The organism is Streptomyces sp. NPDC002926 (assembly GCF_053591755.1).
This window is the reverse complement of the sequence record NZ_JBSFUK010000002.1, coordinates 109,222-132,402: the sequence shown is the minus strand read 5'-3', so window position 1 is coordinate 132,402 and position 23,181 is coordinate 109,222. Positions and strand designations below refer to the sequence as shown.

Here is a 23,181-nt window from a genome sequence, read left to right as displayed (position 1 = left end):
AAAGGCAGAGGATGCGGGCGCGACGGCGGATGAGGGGGAGCTCTCACCAAGGTTATGTGCACAGGGCGCACGCCTCGGGTCTATGACCTGGTGTTCGGCAGTACTGGTTCCATCGTCTGCCACCGCGAGATTTCGCAGCCGTTGGCCCGGCTGAAGGTGGCGTCGACGGACCGCCCCTGCCAGGTTCCGGTAATGCGTGCCGTGGCCGGCCCGCCCATCTGCTCGGTGCACATCTGGTCCGCGGGCACCGGCGCGAAGGGATCCTGCCCCTTCCGCCCCAGCTGGTCCAGCCGGTCGCAGGCGGCCTGAGCCGAGGGGTGTGTCCCGCCGGCGGGCCCGCACTCCAGCTCGTACCGTCCGTCGGTCCGCGTGTTCCCGGTCTCGGAGACGATCACGGTGAGCTTGTCCGGAGCCGTCAGCAGCGGAAGGGGCGCCGCGCCGGCGGCGGGGATGGCGGCGCCAAGCACGGCGAGTGACGCGGTTGCGGTGAGGACGAGGTGGCGCAGCATGGGAGCTCCTGGAGCTGGAGAGTCACGGTTCCGGCCGGGGCCGAGAGGCCCCGCACTCTCTAACGCTCGCTGCGTCCGGGCGTTGCGCAACCGGACTGCGCTGTTCGGGCGACGTCTCCCGGACCGGCCGGACCGGCCGCACCGCCGCACCGCCGCACCGCCGCACCGGCCGCACCGCCGGACCCGCCGAGCTGCCGGGCCGGCCGGACTTTGCCCTGTGGGCCGCGTCCCTAGTACCGTGGGCAGCGATTGGTGACACCCCACCGGGCTGTGTCATCATCTGCACGCACCACTCGCGCCCGCGCGGGTGTGCTGGAGGCGTCGCCTAGTCCGGTCTATGGCGCCGCACTGCTAATGCGGTTTGGGTCTTAAAGCCCATCGAGGGTTCAAATCCCTCCGCCTCCGCAGTTGATCACCGAAGCCCCGTCCTATGGTCGGGGCTTCGGTCGTTCCAGCAGTTGTTCCGTAGCCGTTTCTGCGGTGTTTTCGCAGGTCAGCGTAGGTGCGGTTAACGGATTTCACCTGACGGCGCGGGTCATGTAATGTTGTTCCCGCAACGCCGACCAGGCAGAAAAGCCCGGGACGCCGAGCACTCGTAGCTTAACGGATAGAGCATCTGACTACGGATCAGAAGGTTGCAGGTTCGAATCCTGCCGAGTGCACACAGCTCAAAGGCCCCTTGGGATCATCCCAAGGGGCCTTTGACATCAGCGGGTGACATCAACGTGTCGTGTTGCCGCTCAGGCGACTATCCGAGGCTTTGGATCGTCTCCGTCGTCTTCTTTCGGGTCGTCCAGTCCGAGCGCGTCGTCCATACGGTCGGCGGCTGCCCTGAGCGTCGTCTGCATCACGTGGGCGTAGGTGTCCAGGGTCATGGTGATCGTGCTGTGCCCGAGTGTTTCCATGATCGTGCGGGCGTCCACACCCTGAGCGAGTAGCAGCGACGCGCATGTGTGCCGGAGGTCGTGCACACGAACCCGGCGCACCTTGGCCTTGCGGCACAGGATGGTGAGCATCCTGTTCAGGCTCCGTGGGTCGGTGGCTCGACCGGTCGCCGTGGTGAAGACCAGACCATGGGGCTGATGGGCCAGAGGCTTCCACTTGTCTCCAGCCACCTTCCGCTCCTCGGCCTGCGCCGCATGGTGGACGATGAGCGCAGCCACGCACCGCTGGGGGAGCGAGACCGTGCGGATCGAGCGAGCCGTCTTGGGGGTGCCGAAGATCAGCTCACGCTTGATGCGCTGGAGATTGCGCCGGACCCTGAGCTGTCCTGCGGCAAGGTCAACATCCGCCCAGGTGAGGCCGAGCACCTCGCCCCGGCGCAGGCCGGTCGAGATCAGCAGAAGCCACAGGGCGTAGAGGCGGTGTGCGCGGGATGCCTTGAGGAGGAGTTTTGCCTCTCCGGCGTCCAAGGGGTGTACCTCCTGACGTTCGACGGTGGGTGTCTCGACGATCCGGGCGACGTTGCGGGCGATGAGCTCTTCGCGGACGGCCTGCTGGAGAGCGGAGCGGAGTACGGCGTGGACGTACTGCACGGTGCGGGCCGACGGCCGGCGCTTGCAGCACCTACGTACCGCGCAGCAGTTCCGGTCGTCCTCGTCACGGGCCGCGTCGACACCTCGCAGGCAGCACAGGCACCCCGTCTTGAACTCTGCGAGGAACAGCCTGATGTCCGCAGGGGACAGCCGGTTGAGCTTCTTCTTACCGAGGGCGGGGCGGATGTAGAGCCGGGACAGTCCTTCGTAGCTGTTGAGCGTCGCGGGCTTGAGACGAGTCGGCGCGATGGCCGCCAGCCAGTAGGTGAGGTAGTCCGCGAACGGCATGGCGGAGGTGGCGGCAGGGATGCCCTGCCGAGTCTTCTCCTGCAACTCGATGAGCTTGTTGCTCACCTCGTCGCGGGTCTTGCCGTAGACGAACTTACGCACCCGCGTCCCGTCGGGCCGGTAGACATATGCAGCTGCGTGGTAGCGACCGTCCTTGCGCTTCGTGATGGTGCCTTCTCCGTTGGCGCGCCTCTTGGCCATCAGGCAGCCTCCTCAAGCTTGTTCTGCATGTACGCGCGGAGTGAGTCGGAGGGGATGCGGCGGGAACGCCCCTCGGTGAAGCTCGGCAGGGCGCCCGAGCGGAGCAGGTCGTAAACCTTGCTGCGGCTGTATCGCAGCGCCCTCATGACCTCAGGAACTGTCAGCGCCTCGTACGCGCTGGGCAGCGTGATGCTCATAGGGACATGCCTCCTCGGCATGGGACGGCAGGGGCCACCGGGCCCCTTCCTGGCAGGTCCGCTACATGCGCTTCGCCGCTACGTCGCAGGTCGGCGGCGGGTTTTGTGTAGCGGGATGGTTGGGTGTAGCGGCTACGTCGCGTTCCGGGTCCGGCTCGCGCGAGGCTGCCCGGCCCCGGGTCGGGCGTGTGTGTAGCCGCTACATCGGTGGCTTCCGCTACGCGGCCGTGCCCTCTGAGCTGGGCAGTAGCGGCTGGAGCGCATGTAGCGGACCTACGGGCGAACCCTCCGGAGGGGGTGCGCAGTAGCGCTGCCAGGCGTCGTAGAGGTCGGTGCTGTAGTAGCCCTTGAGGACTCCACCGGCCGTGCGGATGTTGCGGGAGGCGATGGGCTCCCCCTCGGCCGTCACGTACTCCCCGAGCATCCGGGAGAGGCGGCGGGAGTCGACCGGTTTGCCGTGCAGGTCCGCCCATGGGGCGTCGTCGAGGGCGTTGAGCCGGTCCAGGACGGCGACTGTGGGGAGACGGTCGATGCCGACCATGACGTGGTCGCGCAGGTCGGTCAGCAGGCGCACGCCCAAGCTGCCCTTGTCGTTGGCCTGAGCCGCTTTCACCAGGATCACGCAGGCTTCACGTGCCCGGCGGGGCCACTCCCCGCCGACCGCGTCGGCGACGGCGAGGAGCGGCTCCCAGACGTCGGCGGGCCGGTCGGTGACGCCCTCAGGCATCTCCGGCCACGCCCCCATGACCCGCTCTCGGACCTGTTCGGCCCATGCCGCGAGCCGATCGCGCAGGGCGTTGCCCTGCTGCTCGTGCAGACGGGCGCGGAAAGGCTCGACCTTCTCGTTCCTGGCCCGCCGGCGCATGCGGACGATGACGGAGCGGGTCAGGATCGTGTCCGGCAGGGAGCCGAGTCCAGCGACCGCCACGGCGGTGTAGGAGGGGAATTCCTGCACGGTCTGGTTGCCGCCGTCTCCGATGCACCGGTAGGTGACCCCGGAGCGGCGGTGGCCCGCGTTGAGGAAGCCGCGCAGTTCCTCGTTGTCTCCGGCCTTGGGGCCGAACACGGTGTCGATCTCGTCGAAGAGGATCGTGGGCCGTCCGGCAGGGTCGGATACTGACCGGAACAGGGCTGCTGCCCGGGCGTTCACCGCGAGCATGGGGCGCGGTACGAGGGTTTCGACGACTTCCAGGGCCCGGGACTTCCCCGACCCCGGTTCCGGGGACAGGAACGCGATACGGGGGGTGGAGTCGAAGCAGTCGAGCAGGTGGGCGTGCGCGTCCCACAGCGCGACGGCGGCGTAGGCGGCCTCGGTGGGGAAGACGTTGAAGCGGCGGTGGAAGGCTTCCACCTCGTCGAGCAGGGCGGCCCCGTCGATGGCGGCCGGGGCGCGGGTCTCTGCGGTCATGCTGCGGCCCTCCCTTCCTGGTGGGTGCGAATCTGCGGGTCAGGGCGAACAACACTGCGGACGCCTTCGGCGACGACCTCCGGGACGCCTAACGCCGCCTCAGTGCGAGCCTGTTGGGCGGTGTGCAGCCCGTTCGCACGGGCGTGGCCTTCCAAGGGGGGATGCAGTGGGGTGGTCATGCCGCATCCCGGGGCCGGGCTTTGCGGATGGAGCCGTTCAGGGCGCTGCGGATCGTGGCGCGGCACTCCGCAGCGGTGAGTCCCCGCGCCTCCCCAGCCGCTTGGAAGGCCTTCTCCACCACGTGCCGGGGGATGTCGCCCCATGCGACGAAGCGCCCCACCTTGAAGGCGCACCGGTTGAGCGTGATGTTGCCCTGCTTGTCCGGCGCCGCAGAAACCACGGCGCATTCCCGCTCCAGCGCGGTCAGCGCCGCACGGTCGCCGCTGACCGCCGGGAGCCTGAGCGGTCCGGCAGGCCGTGGCAGGGCTGGTTGGAGCAGCTGCAGCAGCCACGCGGGCAGCGGAGCCGCGACAGAGCCGCCCACCGCCTCGTAGCGCCCGGCGGTGATGACACTGCCCGCCGCGACGACGTAGCCGCCCCACGCACGAGTGTCCACCAACGAGGCGATCGTGCCCGCCGTGTTGGCCAGCCGCACGCCCGCCGGCACCGTGAAGTACAGGTGCCATCCACCGCTCGCAGTCCGCGTCCGGCATGTGTCGGGGGCGGCATTGCCGGTGCGCTCGCAGAGCGCCGTGAAGGTCGCCACGCCGCAAGGCGTGTCCGCACTGCTGTCAGGCTTGGGCACGTCGAGGTCGACGACAAGCAGCCCGGACGGGCCGGTGGCAATGCCGACGTTGAACGGGCCGCGCGACCAGGTGGCGCGGATGCGGTCCGGGTCGGTCGTGGCTCGCTGCTCCCACTTTCGGTGGCTTGCCTCGCACGTTCCGGTGTGAGGGCAGGACGCTTCCCCGTGCAGGGCGGGGCGCTTGGTGCCGGGACGGAGCGGGAAGACGTGCCGGCCGCGTTCGGCGGCGTCCAGTGCTGCACGGAGCAGCGCGGTTCGGGCGTCATGGGTCATGCTGGATGTCTCCAGTTCTCTACGGATGTGCTGGATTGCCGGGGCGGCCCCAAGTCATTGGCGTGAGTGGGGGCCGCCCTGGGCGTCATTGCTTAGGGCGGGTGAGCTTGAACGTGAGACCGCCGACTCCGATGGGTCCGGCGGCCCCGGCGATGAGGGTTGCGGTGTGGATGGCGAACTCGAAGAGCGCGAGGATCGCGGCGACCGTGCCCGCTACTCCGATTGCGGTGGCGAGTCCGATGCCGAGCGGCACCAGGTAGGTGCGCGCGGGCCGCGCGGTTGGGGCGGCCTGGAGGACGACGATGATCGGCCGTCCCTCTCGTTCGGCCTGCCGGTAGAGGTGGGCGGGGAGGTGCGGGGCGATGCTTCCCGGCTCGGGTCCGAGCGTGTGGTGGGCCATGGTGGTGCCTCCGTTCATCTCGCGGTGTGTGGTGCGGGAACGGGGCGGGCCGGTCTCCACAGGGTGTGGAAACCGGCCCGAAGGTCACGTGGTGTGACCGTAGTGGGGTGGGTCTAGTGGGTAGTGGCTAGTGGGGACCCCAGTAGAAAGCCAATGTTGTGGCGACTAGTGGGGCCTACTGGGGTGTTCTAGTGGGTAGTGGGGTGGACCCCAGTACCCACTAGCCAGTAGCTGTGCGTGAGCCCTCAGAAGTGGCCGGGATGGACGTAGACGGAGTGCGGTCCGTTGTCCCGGTAGATCAACTCACCGCGGTCCGCAGCCGCCTTGAGCGCGTCGCGGACGGTCTTGCGATCACGGCCCACGAGCTCCGCGACGGCGGAGGGCTTCATGCCCGTGGGGCCCGCGGACTCGATGGCGTCGATCGCTTCCGCCAGCCATGCCGGGCCTGCGTCGCTGTCCTTGTCCCCGCGCAGCGCGGACAGGTTCAGCCCCTGCGCGGGTGCCGCGGGCGGCTTCTCCTCGGTCGCCGCGGTGGGCTCAGCGATGGTGCCGAATTGTTCGTCGATCTCTGCCATGAACTGTGCTGCCAGAGCGTCCTCGTCCGGCTCGGCGCTCTCGCTGCGGAGGGCCGACAGGTTCAGCCCCCCGCCGGCCTTGGCCGGTGGCGTGGACTCGGTTCCGGCGTCGTCGCTGCTGGGGGTGTCTTGCATCCAGGCGATGCGGTCGCTGTACCAGCGGCGTGCGTAGGCCGGTCCGGCGGCGGTTGCGGAGGGCTGGTCGAGTGCGGGGTGGCGGTCGGAGGTGGCTGCGACGATGTCGCGGATCTGGTTGGGCAGGATTCGCCAGTTCTTGAACAGCGCCACCGGGGATTCCGGGGTGCCCATGAACCCGGCGCCTTTGTAGGGGGCTTGGTCGGTCTTGAGTCCGCGGCTGCCGGTGAACATCTTGCCCAGGTCCATGCCCTCGGTCTCCCCGCCGGTGAGCGCGACGCGCACTTTGGCTTCGCGGCGGATCATCAGGTTCCCGAGCACGGAGCCGGTTGCTCCGAGCGCGGTGAGGACGGTGCGTACGCCCATGGCGCGGGCGATGCGGATGACTTCCAGGATCTTCCTGGCCAGCTCCCGCATGTTCTTGTCGTTGCTGGTGAGGATCTCCGCGCCTTCGTCGATGACGAGCATGATCTGCGGAATCTTCGCGCTGATCGGCAGCAGGTCGGTGTTCGCGCGGGACATGAGATCCTGGTAGGCCATCTTTCGGTGCTTCGCGACCCTGACTGCCGTGTCGAGCATCAGGAGTGCCTCCTCGTAGGAGGCGGCCAGCCAGTCCACCCCTGGACGCAACGGGGCCTGTCCTTCTACACGCTGTTGGTTGAGGGCGGGCAGGACCCAGGGGAGGCCGGCCGATCCGGCGTTGAGGTCGATCACCCACGTGAGGACGTCCTCGGCGCGGGCGAATCCGGCGAGGATGACGTGGACCATGTTGGTTTTGCCCGAGCCGGTCGGGCCGACGACCAGCGCGCACTGTTCGCGCAGGTAGGTCAGGATCTCTTCCGCGTTGGTGCGGTAGCCCCACGGCAGGCCGGTGTGGATGGACAGTGGCCCGTAGTCGCTCGGGTAGGGCGTCTCGGTGACCAGGACGTTGGCGGTGGTCACGTCGATCAGTACCCGGCCCTGGTGGATGCCGGGGCCGGCGGCGGCGGTGCAGCCGTGTGGAAGGCGCGCATCGGCCGAGAGCCGTCCGGACTCTTTCGCGATCCTGTCGTAGGTGGCTCCGCCGGGCGGGAGTTCGGCGTCGATGGTGAAGCCGGTGCCGGTGGGCCACATCTCGACTGCGAGCACGCGCAGCGTGATGCCGCACACCCGCTGGATGCGGTCGACCCACTCCGCGGCGATCGCCCGTCGCTCCGCGGAGAGTTCGGCGGCGACGTGGCGTTCGGCTGCGGCGATGGCCTCCTCTTCTCGCGCCTCCTCATACAGGCTCATGGAGTGTGCGGCGGCGCCGATGCCGATGCCGATGGTGGCGAGTGAGCCGAGGGCGGCCCAGGTCAGCGGGCCGGTGCTCATGGCCCAGGTGGTCCAGCCCGAGCCCACGAGCCAGGAGGCGGCGCGGGTGGCGATGGTGCGGCCGGCGTTGCGGTTGCGCAGTCCGGCGATCGCGTGGCCCACGGCGCCGGCGGTTCCTGCGGCGAGTGCCCAGCCGGGGGGCATGGAGGTGGCTGCTCCGGTGGTGGCCAGGGCGAATGCTCCGGTGGTGGCGGACAGGGCGCCGGTCACGGGTCCGTGACCGGCGCTCCAGTCCCACACCGGGCCGCTGGTGGCGGCCTTGGTGTTGGCGCTCATCTCAGACGTTCCAGCCCTTCTCTGCCTCGGGACCGTTGCGGGGGTCTTCGTGCCGTGCGATGTCCTGCTCGTGCACCTGCCTAAACAGCGGGCCCAGGTCTTCGGCGGCGGACACGGCGTACATCAGGGCGTTGTAGATGTCGGTCAGACCGCCCGCGACTTCCTTCTCCATCGGGAACTCGGAGTCGGAGCGCTCCGCGAGGATCTGCATCGTGCGGGCGACGCTCAGCAGGGCGGCGGGCAGGCCCTCGACCATGGCCAGGATCTCCATGCAGCCGTCCGGCTCGTAGGAGTGGGCCGCGGACTCCATCTCCGCTGCGGTCTCTTCGAAGTTGAACCCAGACACGTGCGTCGCCTCCTCAGCGAACGTGGGTGAAGCGGGAGTAGCGGGGAGCAGGTGCGCGGGCCGCTCCACCTGGTCCTTGATCTCGTCCGGGTCGCTCTCGGCTGCCGCGTCCGCGGCGGCCTCTTCGGCGTCCCGGGTCTGCCGGATCGCCGCGTCGCGCTCGGCTCGCTCCAGCCGGGCCTGACCGAGAAGGCGCCGGTAGAGGCGACGGCCTGGGTACTGGAGCCAGCGAATGCCGAGCTTGCGACCCACAGGTGTGGTGAACAGGCCGACGATGCCCAGTGCCCCGCCCAGCAGCGCGGCCACCAGGCGTCGGCCCTGCATCCGGGCTGCCGAGCGCCACAGCGCCCGCCGGGCCCGCTTACGGGCGGGTGCCTTGCGCACCGTCGACCGCTTGGCGGCGACGTCCTGCCCGGTGCGCTCATCACGCGCCCTGCGCGCCTTGGCGACCAGCGCGTTGCGGCCCGACGCCACCTTGCCCGCACCTTTGGCAAGGGCACGGCCCACGCGGCCCTTTGTGGGTGCGTGGGTGTTGCGGGCGGCGGCTTTCGCTGCCCGGCGGGCATCGGCGACACCGCGGCGGGCCTCGGTGGTCTGCGCCCGGTGTGCAGCCCGCATCGACGCGGCCTGGCGCTGGTCGGCGCGCAGCGCCCGCACCTGACCCACCCGGCCCGTGCTGCCGGGGCGGGCGGTCCCGTGGTGCTTGGCGGTGCGGGCGGCTTGTGCGGCCTGCCGGTGCCTACCGCCGCTGGTAGAGGCACCGGCAGGCGCGCCCGTGCCGGTGCGGGGCTTGCTCCGGCCGCGGCCCCTAGTGGTGCCGGCGTTCCCGCTACGGGACTGCGACGGCACCCCGCCACGGCGCTGCGAACGCGCTCCGTTCGCGGTCGACGCAGAGCGCGCCCCTGTTCGGGCCGCCGTCTTGCGTGCTGCACGCGGTTTGTCGCGACGCTTCGTGCGGGCGGCGGCTGCCGTGCCGAGGACGACTGCACCGGTCATGGCGATCGCCGCGGCGACCGGCCCACCGGCCAGGGCTGCTGTGGCGACCATTCCGATGGTGCTGTTGGCTCCGGTCGTTGCCAGCGGGACGACGGGCCAGCCGCCCGGCGTGTGGTCCAACTCCGCGGCAGCCGGTGAGGGTGTGTCGGGTTGGCGTTCGGGCGGGGGTGCGGTGGCGGCCGGTTCGACCGCTACCGGCTCCGTACTGACATCAGTCATGCTGAGAGCACTCCTTTGGGAGAAGAGGCCCGGCCGGGACTGTCGAAGGAAGCGGCCGGGCCTCGGTTATCGGGACGGGTCAAGCGGCGCGCTGGTCTTCGGGAGTCATGTGAGGTCAGAGCTGGTTGGGTGCGATCTCGAAGAACTGCACCGCGAGCTGGTCGATGCTCAGGCCCATCTCCCGCGCGACTACGGCGCGGATCTGCTCAAACGCCTTGGCCCGAGTGCTGCCCTGCGGTCCGGTGGGCAGGTCGGCCGTGCCGCTGAAGGTGGCGAAGCGCCGTGCATCGCCACTCGCATGGACGGTCATGACGTAGTGGAAGGTCGTGGTCGTGGCGGCCGTACTCACAGCGGATCTCCTTGACGACGAGTCGAGTTCAGGCGGCTTGCTGAGCGGCGGGATAGGCGCAGGACACGCACATCCCCAGCGATGTGGGGATGCAGTAGCCCGCATCGGTACGGCACTTGGGACAGATACGGCGGGCCGCCATCGCCTTGGCGTGCGCGGCCCACATAGCCGTCGTCATCGGCCGCACCGGCCGGGCACGGTCGAGCCGGTAGAGGAAGGCCACCAGCGGCTCGCGCCGCCTACGCGGCCGCAGCACCTGAGCCGCGATCGGCTGCCCGCCCGGGCTCAGACCGAGGGCCCGCAGTTGCCGACGCGTGGCGTACCCGTCCGGGGCAAGCCGCCATGGATAGGTCGGTATCCCGTGAACCTGGCCGGTGGGGTCGAAACAGGCACTGCGGGTGGTGGCCATCAGGCCACTGCCTCAGCACGCTGCGCGGGCTCCCTCAGTTCCTGGTAGCGGCTGGAGACCCAGCCGACCGACCAGCCGCACAGATCAGCAGCAGCCCGCACGGGCAGACCCTCGCCGAAGGCGGCGTGCACGACCTTGCGAGCGTGGTCCTCGGGCAGCTTCTCCGTGGCGGGCTCGGCAGCGAGGAGTGCGGCACGTTCACGACGCGCGGCGTCTTTCCTGTCCCGGGACTCCCGCTCGCGGCGTTCGGCCGCCTCGCGTTCACGGCGTTCACGCTCACGCTGCTGCTGTTCACGCTCGCGTTCACGGCGTTCACGAGCCTCCCGCTCGGCCCGATCCCGGACCTCGGTCTGCTCGCGTTCCTCCCGCCGTACGGCCGCTTCCCGCTCGGCCTGCTGCTGCGCCAACCGGGCTTCGTGATCACGCTGTTCACGCGCCAACGTCGCCGTGTGCTCGCGCTCTTCGCGGGCACGTCGCTCGGCCGCCTCAGCCCGCTGAGTGGCGGCCTTCTCCCGCTCGGCCCGCTCGGCCCGCTGCTGGGCCTCCAGGGCGGCGACGGCGGCGGCGATGGCCCGCCGGTAGGCGAGCCCGGTTTCCGCCGTGACGATCAGCAGCATGGGGGCGACTGCGTGCACGGCCACGCCCACCAGGTCTTTCTTCAGCGCGGAGTCGGCGACGTTCAGGGCCAGGGTCATGCAGCCGGTCATCCACCGCAGCGCGATCGGCCACCGGCCGCCATGCCCACCGAGGCGGGCCAGCACGGAGTCGAGGCGGACCACGATGACGACCGCGGCATCCACCACCAACGGAAGGATCGGCGCCGTCCAGTCCCAGTCATCGGCCGTGTGCGCGGCCATCAGCGGGGTCACGGTGAGGATCGAGAAGAGCATCGCCCCCGCCACGATCAGCCACGTCCCGACCGATAGGGCACGCTCGGCTGAACGGATCTGATCACTGTTCATCACGTCGCCTCCCGCACCGTGGCAGAGGCGATCAGCAGCACCGGTGAAGACGGGTCGTCAAACGTTTCGCTGTCCTCGATCCACTCCCAGTCCGCGCCGTCCGTGAACACGTAGCCGAGCGCGTTCAGCACCCGCGAACGCTCCTGAACGGTCGGCACCACAGCACTGCCGAAGTCGCGCTCGGGCCACTGCGACGCAGGCACCCCGAGCAGCACCACGAAGAGGCACCACCGCCCTCCGCGGTTCGCGAGCTGCGCCGTGAACGTGCCCCCCATCAGGCCACCTCCGGCGAACCCGCGCCCCGGTTGGCCAGCTCCCGCCGTACGGCCAGCACCCGGCGGCGGGCCCGCCGGATACGCCGCAGGTCCAGCTCGTCGGCTGGCCGGTCGATGGTCATGATCTGCGCGTCCAGCAGTTCGACTTCCGCTGTGATGAGCGGCATCTCGTGCTCGATTGCGTTCAGCTCCGCGGCCGTGGGCTCGCGGTCGAATCCGTGGGTGGTAACAACCGCCTGAACAGCAGCGATGTGTTTCATGAGTCGTGGTCTCCCTAGCAGGTTCTACGGCTCGACAGCGCCCCCGGAGCAGCAACTCCGGGGGCGCGCGCCGTGGGGGCGAAAGAAGGCTCAGACGGTGGCGATGATCAGAGCGGCGATCAGCAGCCACAGGTGGTGGAAGGACTGGTTAGTTGACTGCACCGACTCGGTGATCGGCTCGACTTGGCGGCGATGTGTCGGACTCCCGATGGATCCGCACCCTCGCTCGTGAACACCCCCTGCTGGAAACTGGGCAGGCTCCACCGAGGCCGGGAGGGGGAACAGGTGAACGTTGCGAGTACTGCGATCACGGGGGTAGTTGCGCTGCTTGGTGCGGTTCTGGGCGGGTGGTTGTCCATACGCAACCAGGACCGTTTGTGGCAGCGCGATCACGCACGTCAGTGGAGGGACATTCGTCTGGCTGCGTACAAAGACTTCGTGGCCGCCTACCGTCAGTACGTGGCGTTCGCACTTGAGCCGACCGCCAACATCACTGCTGTCCCGCATCCGCGGATTCCGGGCGAACTGATGCCCTACTTCGACCAGGAAGGGCGCCCCTACAAGGAAGGGCTTGAGGGAGCCTCCACGGCTGTTCGTCTCGTGTCGGAATCCCCCGACGCGCTGAACGCCGCCGGGGAGGTCGTCAGGAGCGTTCGGCAGATCGCCGCCGCACGAGCGACATGCTCCGAGGCGACTCTTCCCCCCGAGGCTTTCGAGAGGCTGTGGTCGGCCCAGAAGGCATTCCTCGTTGCGACCCGCAAGGAATTGGGCCTCGTGGCAATACCACATGGCACAGTCGATAGCTGACGGAATCATGCGGTCGCGCCGCCCGAGTTAGTGCAGAGAAGGTCCAGCGCATAAGCGCCGGTGCCGATGTGCGGGTTGTCGTCCCGGCCGGCACGCGGCGTGCCCAGCCGGTAGAACTCGCTCTTACCGGTCGCCTGAGCGAGGCGGGCGAGCGTGCTGCGGCGATCGGCCCAGCCGTGCGACAGCGCGTCCACAGTGAGGCCGGCGACTAGCCCGGCCATCGACAGTTCCAGCCCGAGCAGCCACGCTGCCGGGACCAGCAGCAGGGCTTTCGTGATGGTGAGGGTGGCGACGTGCCGTGCGGCGGCGAGGCTGCCAGGCCATCCCGGCAGACCCTTCGTGCACGACTGGTGCGAGGTCTGCACCCAGTGGTCGCCCACCGAATGCCCGACCCATAACGCGATGAAGACCGCAGCGAAGAGAGCAGCGTCCATGCGAAAACTCCCAGGTTGAGAGGGACAAGCAAGCCATCCGGCTCCCCTCAGCCCCGCCCGTACAGCGCAAACGCGCCGGACGGGCAGGGGAGGCAACCGGCCGCAGCAACGAACGCTGCGGTGGGTTGAGCAGCGCGAATGTCCCCTTCAGGTCTGCCGCTCCCGTGCGAGGTAGAGCGGCCATGCCTGGCGAAGGCGTATGGGGACGTGACCTTTCGGTCTTAAGCCCTCCGGGACTGACAAGGGACCCGGGACCCTCCCCCCGACCGCTGCGGGGCTCCTGGCCGTGCACTCCAGAACCGCTGATGCCAGCAGTCCCGAAGCGGGAATATCCGTGCATGCAGGAATGCTTAATGGTGCTGCACCACCTGCTCAACTTGTTGGTACAAGCTGATGCAGTGATGCTGCACCCACGGACAGTGAGTCGTCAAGGCTTTGGAGCCGGCATGTACCAACAAGTTGCGCGAGTGCGTCATGATGGGACCATGAGCAAGCAGCCGAAATACCGGCAGGTCGCGGATGCGCTGCGCCGCGAGATCGACAACGGGACCTACCCGCCGGGGTCCCGGCTTCCGTCGGAGAGCGAACTGTCAGCGCGCTTTGACGCGTCGCGGAACACCGTGCGATCCGGGCTTGGCTTGCTGGTCACACAGGGACTGGTGACGTCCAGTCAAGGTCTCGGATACGAGGTGGCCAAACACGAGGTCTTCGAGCTGAACGCCTCTCGCTTCGAGAATCTGAGCTTTCCGCAGAACGGCGACGCCTACAGCACGGATGTCACTGCCGCTGGTCGTCGGCCTCACCAGACGTTCAGAGTTGAGATCCTGCCAGCGCTGGACGACGTGGCGGAACGGCTGAAGGTGGACCGTGGGTCTCGTACCGTCCTGCGCTTCTGCCATCGCTACGTGGATGACATGCCGTGGTCGACGCAGGCCACGTACTACCCGGCGTGGCTCGCCGATGAAGCCCCCCGCCTGGCCGAGCCCGGCGACATCGATGAGGGTACGACGCGCTACCTGGCTGCCCGCGGGACCGAGCAGATCGGCTACTTCGATGAGATCTCAACCCGCATGCCCACCCCAGATGAAGCGCGCTTGTTGGAGATCGGTGCGGGGGTGCCGGTGCTCCTGTGGATGCGGACGGGTTACTCGTCAGAGCGGCCCATTCGCTGCACCGTCACGACGTTCCGGGGCGATCTGAACCGGATGAACTACGAGATCGGCGACCTGTCCGCCCGGAGCGAGAACGAGCCTCAGTGAGAATAATCGTTGCCTGTTCGGACGACGTGGACAAGCTGCTGACCTTCCGCGAGGAGGCCGCAGCTTGGCTGGCCCGGCTCGGTACTGACCAGTGGCAGCGCCCCTACCCTGCCGAGAAGCTGCTGGAGGCCATCGAGGCGGGAACAGTCTTCATGGTCTTGGACGGCGGTGCGACGGCGGCGACCATCACCCTGACTCCCGAAGCAGAGGCAGGGCTCTGGACGGGCCAGGAACTCGGGGAACCTTCCCTGTTCATCAACAAGCTCACGGTGGCGCGCAGTCACGCTGGCCAGAGCCTCGGCGGGCGCCTGCTCGATTGGGCTGGAGACCGCGCCTACAGGTCAGAAGCCAAGTGGCTCCGCCTGGACGCATGGACGACCAACCAAGAGCTGCAGGCGTATTACCTGCGCCAAGGGTTTGAGTACGTTCGGACTGTCCTCGAAGGTGTCGCGGTGAATGGTGGGCCTCGGGTTTCAGGTTGGCTTGCCCAGCGCGCTGCCCGTCCAGCCAATCATGGTTTCAAAGACGAAACGCCTGCCCCAATACCTACCGCATAACATAAAGCCCCGACTCCGAACGCGGAGCCGGGGCCGGGCTTATGTATGTCGGCCGCAGGGCATGAGGCGGGCTCGCCTAGGGCCTAGTTCTGTCAGGGCCTTATTGCTGCTGGCCCTCACTAGGGTATCTATCGAACGAGACGCAGGCTGCGACGGCCAGGTCCCATAATTTCCATTTCCAGGTCTTCGTCTGTCATTCCCATGACTTGGGATAGCTCTTGAATCGAATAGTCGTGCTCTTCGATATGAATTCGGAGCATCTCCCGATAAATCTGAGGCTGTTCACGCTGAAGGGGGGCAGGCTCGCTTGCTAGGTATCCAGCCTTGTTCATGTAAGCATGAAGGCTACGTGAGCGAGCTTGCGAGATGATGTCTAGATGTTCGGCCCTGATGATGAGGGACTGCATAGGCACGCGCCAATAAGGCTTTAGCGCTGCTGCCTTACGAACATCAATGCCGCCCAGATCTTTTGTGATCTCGGCGGCTGGCATCAACAACTCTTCAGCGAATGAATCCGCTTCCTTCTCTGCGGTTTCGCGTGGTGGCTCACCCTCGTGCATAACCATATGCCCGATTTCGTGTGCGAGTACAAAGCGTTGCCTCTCTGGACTTAGCTCACTATTGAGCACGAATAGTGGTCCAGCTCCGGGGTGCCATACGCTGATTGCGTTAATTCGATGCGTCTCGAAGTCGCGTAGCAGTACAGTTCCGCCGGCCGCTTCCACGATGTTGACCAGGTTGGGAACGGGCCCCATGGGCAGGCGCCAGGCAGCACGAACACGGCGAGCCGCTTCGGTCGCCGTGCCAACGTCGTCAATATCAATTCGCGGGATGGTGAGTGAGGTATCTACTGCAATTCCGTCACTCAGACGTACTAGCCTCATGCGAAGTAGGTTCACATGGGCTTGGATCTTACGCAGAGTCCGTTGTGAAAGACTCTGCTGCTTACGGTGAAAGAAGCTGGCACTTCCGAAACCGTAAATTTCCTCTTGCCAAGTCAGCAGCTCCGGTGTCACTTTCAACACCTTTGCGACTTGAGGCACGTCGGCCTCAGGCAAGGGGCGCAGCCCATTCTCAGCCTTGCTGAGAGTAGACTGCGCCAACCCAGTAGCCTTAGCAAGATCTTGTTGTGTAAGACCCTGCGCCTCCCGCGCCAGAATAAGCATGCGCGGATTGATGGTCATTTCGTCTCGCTTGTCTCCTCCGCCGGCGTCTTCCGCGTGCTGCGAATGACTGGCCTTGGCCCGTCTCCGGGAGCCGCAGGCATGGGAATCGTGATTCCGCCCTGGCCCGCATCCGGGATGATTTCGATCGGCGCCCACAGGTGCTCGCCGTCAAGCGAGCAGGTAATCGCGAGCTTCGCCAGGTCAAGCTCGAAGTTGTCCAAGAGGTAGCCGGCGACTAAGTGCGTCATCGGTTCAACCTCACTGGAAAATTCCAGAGTCTGCCCCTGGAAAGCCAGTGCCTGACCAGTGGGTATTCCACTGGTCCTGAGTTTGCGGCCTCGGAACTTCTTGAAGCGGACTACGACACGATTCTGGATGTAAATCACCAGGAATCCGCGCTCTTTCCGAACCCGCACATGCTCGACCCCGATGAACTGCTTAACGGCCTCAGCGGTGATGAAGTCGTAGAGCATATTCGCTCGCGAGCGAGACGACACGTCAGCAGGTGAGCCCTCCAGCTTCTTCAGCCAGTCCTGCCAGCGGTCCCACGCGTCGCGAAAGCACTGGTCGAACTTGTTCTGAAAAGGCTGGAGCAGCCGCACACACGAAGCCCTATCCATGGGCGATGCGTTTGCCACGCGAGAAGCATGGCAGGTTGCAGAAGGCCCGTCAAATATTCCAGAAAAGATTCCAAGATCCGCGTAATCGAACAAGCGTTCGCCTAAGAGGGTGTCACGTGGCTGCGGAGCTGTCTACGTGTTCGTACGGGTGGTTGAAGCTGCGCTCCGGGTGCGGTCGGCGCCGGCCGGTGGCTGCCGGCCCATGTGTCGCGCTCTGCCCCCAGGCCCTCCTTCGATCCGTCGGCGGACCGCTCCCCTGACATCAGTCGCTGACATCAACAGGGACGTACGTCTGCGTACGACGGCGCACTCAACTCCATGTCCCGAGCATGTCCGCCATGTCGTGCGTTCGTGTGGAGGGCAGATCGAGGCACGGTGCACCCGCCTACGGATCAGAAGGTTGCAGGTTCGAATCCTGCCGAGTGCACACAGTTCAGAAGCCCCTCGGGATCATCCCGAGGGGCTTCTGGCATGAGCGGTGCCATTGACGTCTCCGCAGCGGGATCTGACCCGGCGTTCCCAAGGCGCGGGATCTGAGCCGCGCGGAGCGCGCCTATGTGGTGGGGATCCGCCGCTGGATCGAACGTGAGGTGGCGGGCTCCTCGGGAGCCGGGGGCACCCGCTCGGCCCGTTGTCAGCCGCCGTATCTCTTGGCCGACTCGTCCTCCTGTGCGAGGCGTCGCAGTGCCAGGAGGGCGGGCTCCAGCAACACGGTCAGCAGCAGGGCTCGTTCGGCCCGTTCCAGGGGGTCGGTGGTGTCGTCCAGTTGATCGAGATCGTGGGCGGCGGTGTGCTCGGCGAGAGTCGCGTAGGGCACAAGGGACCGCCAGTCGTAGTCGACGCCGAGTGATCGCAAGGTCTCCAGGGTGTCGGTGATGACGCCCTTGGCCGGGGCGTGTTCCGAGACCTGCCAGCCCATTTCCGTCAGCAGCGCATCCGCGTCGGCGCTGCCGGGCCGGTCGTCCTCCTTGCCGGTCCCGGGCTCCGTCCCGGTGACCGGCCTGGCGCCGAGGACGAGGCCGAGCACCTGGTGGGTGTCGGCTTCGTGCTCGGACACGGCAGTCAGCAGCTCCCTGGTGGCGTTGACCGACAGCCCTCGTACTCCGATGAGGGCGCGGATCAGCCGGAGGCGGCGTATGTGCGACTCCTCGTACTCGGCCTGGGTCGCGGCTGTCGCCCGTCCGGGAGGCAGCAGTCCCTCCCGGAGGTAGTGCTTGATCGTCGTGATCGGCACCCCGCTGCGGCGGCTCAGCTCGGAAATTCGCACCTGTTCTCACTCTCGTCTGGCTATTGGAGAGTGTCACTCTCTAATATGGATAGTGTCACTGCCTATCCATGAAGGCGAGAAGTGCGATGCCCACACTCCCTTGGGTCACCCCGAACCCCGCTCCGCCAGGCGCTCAGGCGTTCGTCATGGCCTCCCGCTTCGAGGTGCGCTCCTTCGGGGACGTACCGCGTTTCTTCTGGAAGTCGCTCGCCGCCTGGCGGCAGGTGCGGTCCACGCCGGGAGCCTTTGGCGCATCCCTCGTCGCCCGGCCGACGAAGCGCGTCTTCCTCACGCTGTCCGCATGGGAGAGCCGGGACGCCCTCTACGCGTACGCGAGGACCGAGCCGCATCGCGGGATCATGACCGGGTTGCGCGCGACCATGCGCGACTCGACCTTCACCTTCTGGGAAGTCCCGGTGGAGCAGCTGCCGATCGGTTGGGACGAGGCCGAGCGGCGTATCGCGGAGCAGGCGCGGACCGACGGCGGAGCCTGACGACGGGTGATCGTTCCGGCTTGTTCAGGCTTGCCCTGGTTCGTCATGACCTCGGTGTCGCGTTCCAGCCACAACTGAACAGTTGTTCAGCCCATTGCGGGTGGTGGTCGAGGTAACCACGGCCGCGCTCCGTACGCTCCGGTAGCGTCCGCGTATTCGTCCGGAGGTGTGTGTATGGCGTGGCGGTGTGCGGGGCTCGGCTGGCCGCGCGGGACGCGGATGCCCGTGCTCGAGTGGGAGGGCGGGCGGATCAGTCCGCTGACCCCCGGGAAGGAGCTGGGCTTCCGGGCCGAGGGGCAACGGCGGTGTGTCGGAGCGCGGGGGAATCCCTGTCCCACGCGGACCATCGTCTCCGGGCGGGCGACGCAGGCGCGGTGCGCGGAGTGCGCGCGGCTGGACCGGGCGCACTCGGTGGCCGCCGACACGATCGCCGACGACCCGCGGACGTACCGCGTGTATCTCGCGTGGTTCGGACCCGGCATGGTCAAGGTCGGGATCACCGCCGAGGAGCGCGGCGCGGCGCGGCTGCTGGAGCAGGGGGCCGTGGTCTTCAGCTGGCTGGGGCGCGGACCGCTGATGGCGGCGCGGCGGACCGAGGAGCTGCTGCGCACGGCGCTGGGCGTGCCGGACCGGATTCCGTACGCGGCCAAGCGGGCGGTACGGGCCGCGCTGCCGGCCGCGGTCGAGCGGGCGGCGGAGATCGAAGAGCTGCACCGGCGCGCGGTCGGTCTTGAGGGGTGGGCGGAGTCGCTGGAGCGGATGGACCTCGAGGCGGTCGATCACGCCGAGGTGTTCGGGCTCGACGGGCTGCCGGCCGCGACCGGGGTGGTGCGCGAGCTGGTGGACGGCGGGGTGGTCGCGGGGTTGCTGGTGGCGGCCGCCGGGCCTGATCTGCATCTGCGGACGGCGGGGGACGGTCTGGTGGTGGTCGATACGCGCCTGATGACCGGGTGGGGCTTGATCGGTGCCGACAGCGATGCGGGGGTGACGGTGCCCCTCGTCGACATGGCCGGTCCGGGCGCTGTGCAGGACGGGCTCTTCTGACGGCTCCGCCGGTTCGTCCGGCCCGAAGGTCAAAAGTTGGATCCTCAGGGATCCCTTCGGGTAATGGCTCTGGACACCTCCCCGACCGGGAACGGAAGGTGAGTGTCATGAGCATCAACCCTGTCGCGGCACATGATCCGCCGTACTACACCGTGGTTTTCACCTCCGTTCGGACGGAGCGGCCCGAGGGGTACGGCGAGACCGCCGAGCGCATGAAGAAACTGGTGGAAGAGGTCCCTGGGTTCCTCGGGTACGAGACGGCGCGGACGCCCGGTGGGCTCGGGATCACCGTCGGGTACTTCAGGGACGAGGAAGCCATCGCCACCTGGCAGCGGAATCTGGAGCACCAGGCCGCGCAGAAACGCGGACGGGCCGAGTGGTACGAGAGCTACAGCGTCCATGTGGGCAAGGTGGAGCGGAGTTACTGCTTTGAGCGGGACTGAGCGCCGGATCGAGGGTCGGACGGATGGCTCGACCGAGAGCCTGACCGAGGGCCGGATCGAGAGCCTGCCTGAGGGTCCGACCGGGGGTCTGGCCGAGGGGTCGGACGACCATGAGGCGGCGGATGTGCGGAGGTTCTGGGAGCGGCTCCGGCTGCCCGGGCTCGTCGACGTGCACACGCACTTCATGCCGGAGCAGGTCCTCAAGAAGGTGTGGGCCTACTTCGACGCCGCCGGGCCGCTGACCGGCCTGGAGTGGCCGATCACCTACCGGCACGAGGAAGAAAGACGGGTCGCTCTGCTGCGGGAGTTCGGGGTGCGCTCCTTCACCTCGATGCTCTATCCGCACAAAGCCGGAATGGCCGCCTGGCTCAACGGCTGGGCGGCGGCGTTCGCGGCGCGCACACCGGACTGTGTGCATACGGCGACCCTCTTCCCGGAGGACGGCGTCGAGCGCTACGTACGAGAGGCGGTCGAGACCGGCGCGAGGATCTTCAAGTCGCATCTCCAAGTCGGCGCGTACGACCCCAATGACGAGCTGCTCGATCCCGTCTGGGGGCTGCTCGCCGAGGCCGGGGTCCCGGTGGTGATGCACTCCGGTTCCGGTCCCGCGCCCGGGAAGCACACCGGGCCCGAGCCGGTGGGCCGACTGCTCGCGCGGCATCCGCGGCTGCGGCTGGTGGTCGCGCACATGGGGATGCCGGAATACACGGACTTCCTGGATCTCGCCGAGCGGTACGGCGAGGTGCGACTGGACACGACGATGGCCTTCACGGATTTCAGCGAGCGGTTCGCGCCCTTCCCGGAGCGGGAGAAGGCGCGCCTCGCGGACCTCGGCGACAAGATCGTGCTGGGTACGGACTTCCCCAACATCCCGTATCCGTACGTCCATCAGCTCCGCGCGCTCGAAGGCCTCGGGCTCGGGGACGACTGGCTGCGAGCAGTCTGCTACGAGAACGGCGCCGGGCTGCTCGGCCTTCAGCACTCCTAGCGCATTCTCAGGAAATTCACAGGAAGCGGAAAGGACCCTCTCAGGGCGGGGTCGCAGGGTACGAGCATGACCGCGACCTCGCCCCACGGGCGTACCGAAATGCTCAGGCCGGACGGCAGCCCCGTCCGCGTACTCGTCGTGGACGACGAGGCTGCGTTGAGCGAGCTGCTGTCGATGGCTCTGCGCTACGAAGGGTGGGAGGTGCGCAGCGCGGGCGACGGCGCGGGCGCGGTGCGTACGGCGCGCGACTTCCGGCCCGACGCGGTGGTGCTGGATGTGATGCTGCCCGATATGGACGGACTGGCCGTGCTGGGGCGGCTGCGCCGCGATCTGCCCGAGGTCCCGGTGCTCTTTCTTACCGCCAGGGACGCGGTCGAGGACCGGATCGCGGGTCTCACGGCGGGCGGCGACGACTATGTCACCAAGCCGTTCTCGCTGGAGGAGGTCGTTGCCAGGCTGCGCGGGCTGATCCGGCGGTCGGGCGCGGCGACCGCACGGAGCGAGTCGATGCTGGCGGTCGGCGACCTGACGCTCGACGAGGACAGCCACGAGGTCAGCCGTGGCGGGGACTCGATCCATCTGACAGCGACGGAGTTCGAGCTGCTGCGCTTTCTGATGCGCAATCCGCGGCGTGTGCTGAGCAAGGCGCAGATCCTCGACCGGGTGTGGTCCTACGACTTCGGCGGCCAGGCCAATGTGGTCGAGCTGTATGTCTCGTATCTGCGGAAGAAGATCGATGCGGGGCGGGCGCCGATGATCCACACCCGGCGCGGTGCCGGATATCTGATCAAGCCCGGTGAGTAGCCTGACGGGCCGCAGATGGTCGCTGCGGACCCGGCTGGTGGTCTCCGCGGTGGTGTTGATCGCGGTCGTGGCCGCGGTGATCGGGACGGTCACGACGATCGCCTACCGCACCTATCTGTACGGCCAGTTGGACATCCAGCTGCGCAACGTCGCGGCCCGGGCCGCGGGCCCGCCGGACACGGGCGGCGGGCGGCCGCCGATCGATACGCTCTCCAAGGATCCGCTCGGCTTCGTCAACGGCGGCGGTATGCCGGTGGGCACCGTCGGCGCCCTGGTCGCCGACGACGGCACCATCGACCGTGGCGTGGCCAGCACCGAGCCGGCGTCCGACGGGCTCGCGCCGCAGGTGAGTGCGCTCACCGTGGCGCAGTCCGAGGCCTTGGCGAAGGCACCGCGCGACCGCAGTTCGCACACCGTGGAGCTGGCGGGCCGGGGCGACTACCGGGTCAGGTACATCACCGGGATCCGGGGATCCTTCCTCGTAGGGCTCCCCACGAGCGATGTTCAGGACCAGCTCGGCACCCTCGTGGTGGTCGAGGTCTGTGTCACCGGCGCCGGACTGATCGCCGCCGGGATCGCCGGGGCCGCCCTTGTCGGGGTCGCGCTGCGGCCGCTCCGGCGGGTCGCCGCCACCGCCACCCGGGTCTCCGAACTGCCGCTGCACAGCGGTGAGGTGGCCCTGCACGAGCGGGTCCCGGCCGCCGAGGCCGATCCTCGGACCGAGGTCGGGCAGGTCGGCGCCGCGCTCAACCGGATGCTGGGGCATGTCGGTTCGGCGCTCGCGGTGCGGCAGGAGAGCGAGACGCGGGTGCGGCAGTTCGTCGCGGACGCCAGCCATGAGCTGCGTACGCCGCTGGCGTCGATCCGTGGCTACGCCGAGCTGACCCGGCGCGGACGGGAGGAGGTCGGCGCGGACACCCGGCACGCACTGGGGCGGATCGAGGCCGAGGCGACCCGGATGACGGGCCTGGTGGAGGACCTGCTGCTGCTCGCACGGCTCGATGCCGGACGCCCGCTCTCGTACCAGAGCACTGATCTCTCCCCGCTGGTCGTGGACGCTCTCAGCGATGCGCGGGCGGCGGGCCAGGACCACAAGTGGCGGCTCGAGTTGCCGGTCGAGCCCGCGACCGTACGCGGCGACGGTGCCCGGCTCCATCAGGTGCTGGTCAATCTGCTGGCGAACGCCAGGACCCACACGCCACCCGGCACCACGGTCACCGCACGGGTGCGCGTCGGCGGGCCGAAGGTCGTGCTGGAGATCGAGGACGACGGGCCCGGTATCCCGTCCGAGCTGCAACCGCACATCTTCGAACGGTTCGCGCGCGGTGACGCGTCCAGGTCCCGGCATGCCGGAAGCACCGGTCTCGGACTGGCGATCGTGCAGGCGGTCGTCACCGCGCACGGCGGCTTCGTGACGGTGTGGTCCCGGCCCGGGCACACCGTCTTCGCGGTGGAACTGCCTGCCCTGTACGACTCACAGACGGGGCACAGGCGCATCACACAGATGTGACAGCGCGCCCGCCGAGT

At 68.1% G+C, this 23,181-nt stretch carries 26 protein-coding genes and 2 tRNA genes; 11 read left to right on the top strand and 17 right to left on the bottom strand.

Features of this window, described 5'->3' with window-relative positions; genetic code table 11:
- Positions 1-80 precede the first annotated feature (80 nt).
- Positions 81-509, bottom strand: coding sequence for an SSI family serine proteinase inhibitor (locus ACWDZ6_RS03870; protein WP_451501558.1), 429 nt, complete (start codon positions 507-509; stop codon positions 81-83).
- 314 nt (positions 510-823) lie between these two features.
- Between ACWDZ6_RS03870 and ACWDZ6_RS03865 the strand changes: the two genes are divergently transcribed.
- Both ACWDZ6_RS03865 and ACWDZ6_RS03860 read left to right on the top strand, forming a co-directional pair.
- A tRNA-Ser gene (locus ACWDZ6_RS03865) sits at positions 824-914 on the top strand.
- Between the two features lie 184 nt (positions 915-1,098).
- Positions 1,099-1,171: transfer RNA gene (locus ACWDZ6_RS03860), tRNA-Arg, on the top strand.
- Between the two features lie 78 nt (positions 1,172-1,249).
- Here ACWDZ6_RS03860 and ACWDZ6_RS03855 read toward each other — a convergent pair.
- The 12 genes from ACWDZ6_RS03855 to ACWDZ6_RS03800 form a co-directional block, all read right to left on the bottom strand.
- Entirely contained in the window at positions 1,250-2,533 is a 1,284-nt protein-coding gene (locus ACWDZ6_RS03855; protein WP_451501557.1) for a tyrosine-type recombinase/integrase, read from the bottom strand.
- Positions 2,533-2,730 carry a helix-turn-helix domain-containing protein gene (locus tag ACWDZ6_RS03850; protein WP_451501556.1) on the bottom strand — a complete coding sequence of 66 codons (198 nt, stop codon included), beginning with the start codon at positions 2,728-2,730 and terminating at the stop codon, positions 2,533-2,535. Before ACWDZ6_RS03850 ends, ACWDZ6_RS03855 begins: the two co-directional genes overlap by 1 nt.
- A gap of 217 nt (positions 2,731-2,947) precedes the next feature.
- Entirely contained in the window at positions 2,948-4,138 is a 1,191-nt protein-coding gene (locus tag ACWDZ6_RS03845; protein ID WP_451501555.1) for a DUF3631 domain-containing protein, read from the bottom strand.
- A gap of 175 nt (positions 4,139-4,313) precedes the next feature.
- Positions 4,314-5,216, bottom strand: a complete 903-nt coding sequence (locus ACWDZ6_RS03840) for a bifunctional DNA primase/polymerase (protein WP_451501554.1) — start codon at positions 5,214-5,216, stop codon at positions 4,314-4,316.
- An 85-nt stretch (positions 5,217-5,301) separates the two neighbouring features.
- Complete coding sequence (locus ACWDZ6_RS03835; protein ID WP_451501553.1) at positions 5,302-5,634, bottom strand: hypothetical protein; 333 nt, start codon at positions 5,632-5,634, stop codon at positions 5,302-5,304.
- A gap of 227 nt (positions 5,635-5,861) precedes the next feature.
- Entirely contained in the window at positions 5,862-7,955 is a 2,094-nt protein-coding gene (locus ACWDZ6_RS03830; protein WP_451501552.1) for a hypothetical protein, read from the bottom strand.
- 1 nt (position 7,956) lies between these two features.
- Positions 7,957-9,516 (bottom strand): hypothetical protein, encoded by a 1,560-nt coding sequence (locus tag ACWDZ6_RS03825; RefSeq protein WP_451501551.1) that lies wholly within the window; start codon positions 9,514-9,516, stop codon positions 7,957-7,959.
- Positions 9,517-9,631: 115 nt separating this feature from the next.
- Entirely contained in the window at positions 9,632-9,865 is a 234-nt protein-coding gene (locus ACWDZ6_RS03820) for a hypothetical protein (RefSeq protein WP_451501550.1), read from the bottom strand.
- 28 nt (positions 9,866-9,893) lie between these two features.
- Positions 9,894-10,274: an RRQRL motif-containing zinc-binding protein gene (locus ACWDZ6_RS03815; RefSeq protein ID WP_451501549.1), complete on the bottom strand. Its 381-nt coding sequence runs from the start codon at positions 10,272-10,274 to the stop codon at positions 9,894-9,896.
- Positions 10,274-11,236, bottom strand: coding sequence for a DUF2637 domain-containing protein (locus ACWDZ6_RS03810; protein ID WP_451501548.1), 963 nt, complete (start codon positions 11,234-11,236; stop codon positions 10,274-10,276). The genes ACWDZ6_RS03815 and ACWDZ6_RS03810 overlap by 1 nt, the downstream gene beginning before the upstream one ends.
- On the bottom strand, positions 11,236-11,511 hold the full coding sequence (locus tag ACWDZ6_RS03805) for a DUF6303 family protein (protein ID WP_451501547.1): 276 nt from the start codon (positions 11,509-11,511) through the stop codon (positions 11,236-11,238). Before ACWDZ6_RS03805 ends, ACWDZ6_RS03810 begins: the two co-directional genes overlap by 1 nt.
- Positions 11,511-11,771, bottom strand: a complete 261-nt coding sequence (locus tag ACWDZ6_RS03800; protein ID WP_451501546.1) for a DUF6284 family protein — start codon at positions 11,769-11,771, stop codon at positions 11,511-11,513. Before ACWDZ6_RS03800 ends, ACWDZ6_RS03805 begins: the two co-directional genes overlap by 1 nt.
- 438 nt (positions 11,772-12,209) lie before the next feature.
- Between ACWDZ6_RS03800 and ACWDZ6_RS03795 the strand changes: the two genes are divergently transcribed.
- Complete coding sequence (locus ACWDZ6_RS03795) at positions 12,210-12,578, top strand: hypothetical protein (RefSeq protein WP_451501545.1); 369 nt, start codon at positions 12,210-12,212, stop codon at positions 12,576-12,578.
- A 5-nt stretch (positions 12,579-12,583) separates the two neighbouring features.
- On the opposite strand, the gene ACWDZ6_RS03790 is transcribed toward ACWDZ6_RS03795, so the two are convergent.
- The gene (locus ACWDZ6_RS03790; RefSeq protein ID WP_451501544.1) at positions 12,584-13,012 is read right to left on the bottom strand and encodes a transcriptional regulator; all 429 of its coding nucleotides are present in this window, start codon (positions 13,010-13,012) and stop codon (positions 12,584-12,586) included.
- Positions 13,013-13,497: 485 nt separating this feature from the next.
- On the opposite strand from ACWDZ6_RS03790, the gene ACWDZ6_RS03785 reads away from it, so the two are divergent.
- Entirely contained in the window at positions 13,498-14,271 is a 774-nt protein-coding gene (locus ACWDZ6_RS03785; RefSeq protein WP_451501543.1) for a GntR family transcriptional regulator, read from the top strand.
- Positions 14,272-14,297: 26 nt separating this feature from the next.
- On the top strand, positions 14,298-14,828 hold the full coding sequence (locus ACWDZ6_RS03780; RefSeq protein ID WP_451501542.1) for a GNAT family N-acetyltransferase: 531 nt from the start codon (positions 14,298-14,300) through the stop codon (positions 14,826-14,828).
- A gap of 128 nt (positions 14,829-14,956) precedes the next feature.
- On the opposite strand, the gene ACWDZ6_RS03775 is transcribed toward ACWDZ6_RS03780, so the two are convergent.
- The 3 genes from ACWDZ6_RS03775 to ACWDZ6_RS03765 all read right to left on the bottom strand — a co-directional run bounded on the left by ACWDZ6_RS03775 (position 14,957) and on the right by ACWDZ6_RS03765 (position 17,881).
- Positions 14,957-16,012, bottom strand: a complete 1,056-nt coding sequence (locus tag ACWDZ6_RS03775; RefSeq protein WP_451501541.1) for an ImmA/IrrE family metallo-endopeptidase — start codon at positions 16,010-16,012, stop codon at positions 14,957-14,959.
- Positions 16,009-16,596 carry a hypothetical protein gene (locus ACWDZ6_RS03770; protein ID WP_451501540.1) on the bottom strand — a complete coding sequence of 196 codons (588 nt, stop codon included), beginning with the start codon at positions 16,594-16,596 and terminating at the stop codon, positions 16,009-16,011. The genes ACWDZ6_RS03775 and ACWDZ6_RS03770 overlap by 4 nt, the downstream gene beginning before the upstream one ends.
- Positions 16,597-17,248: 652 nt before the next feature.
- A complete protein-coding gene (locus ACWDZ6_RS03765) occupies positions 17,249-17,881 on the bottom strand; it encodes a MerR family transcriptional regulator (RefSeq protein ID WP_451501539.1) in 633 nt (210 codons plus the stop codon).
- A gap of 86 nt (positions 17,882-17,967) precedes the next feature.
- On the opposite strand from ACWDZ6_RS03765, the gene ACWDZ6_RS03760 reads away from it, so the two are divergent.
- The 6 genes from ACWDZ6_RS03760 (at position 17,968) to ACWDZ6_RS03735 (ending at position 23,164) form a co-directional block, all read left to right on the top strand.
- Positions 17,968-18,375: a DUF3291 domain-containing protein gene (locus ACWDZ6_RS03760; RefSeq protein WP_451501538.1), complete on the top strand. Its 408-nt coding sequence runs from the start codon at positions 17,968-17,970 to the stop codon at positions 18,373-18,375.
- Positions 18,376-18,549: 174 nt separating this feature from the next.
- Positions 18,550-19,419 carry a DUF2797 domain-containing protein gene (locus ACWDZ6_RS03755; RefSeq protein WP_451501537.1) on the top strand — a complete coding sequence of 290 codons (870 nt, stop codon included), beginning with the start codon at positions 18,550-18,552 and terminating at the stop codon, positions 19,417-19,419.
- Positions 19,420-19,526: 107 nt separating this feature from the next.
- Positions 19,527-19,862 (top strand): antibiotic biosynthesis monooxygenase family protein, encoded by a 336-nt coding sequence (locus ACWDZ6_RS03750; RefSeq protein WP_451501536.1) that lies wholly within the window; start codon positions 19,527-19,529, stop codon positions 19,860-19,862.
- A 64-nt stretch (positions 19,863-19,926) separates the two neighbouring features.
- On the top strand, positions 19,927-20,850 hold the full coding sequence (locus ACWDZ6_RS03745; protein WP_451501904.1) for an amidohydrolase family protein: 924 nt from the start codon (positions 19,927-19,929) through the stop codon (positions 20,848-20,850).
- Between the two features lie 66 nt (positions 20,851-20,916).
- Entirely contained in the window at positions 20,917-21,654 is a 738-nt protein-coding gene (locus ACWDZ6_RS03740) for a response regulator transcription factor (protein WP_366735014.1), read from the top strand.
- Positions 21,647-23,164 (top strand): HAMP domain-containing sensor histidine kinase, encoded by a 1,518-nt coding sequence (locus ACWDZ6_RS03735; protein WP_451501535.1) that lies wholly within the window; start codon positions 21,647-21,649, stop codon positions 23,162-23,164. The genes ACWDZ6_RS03740 and ACWDZ6_RS03735 overlap by 8 nt, the downstream gene beginning before the upstream one ends.
- Positions 23,165-23,181: the final 17 nt, after the last annotated feature.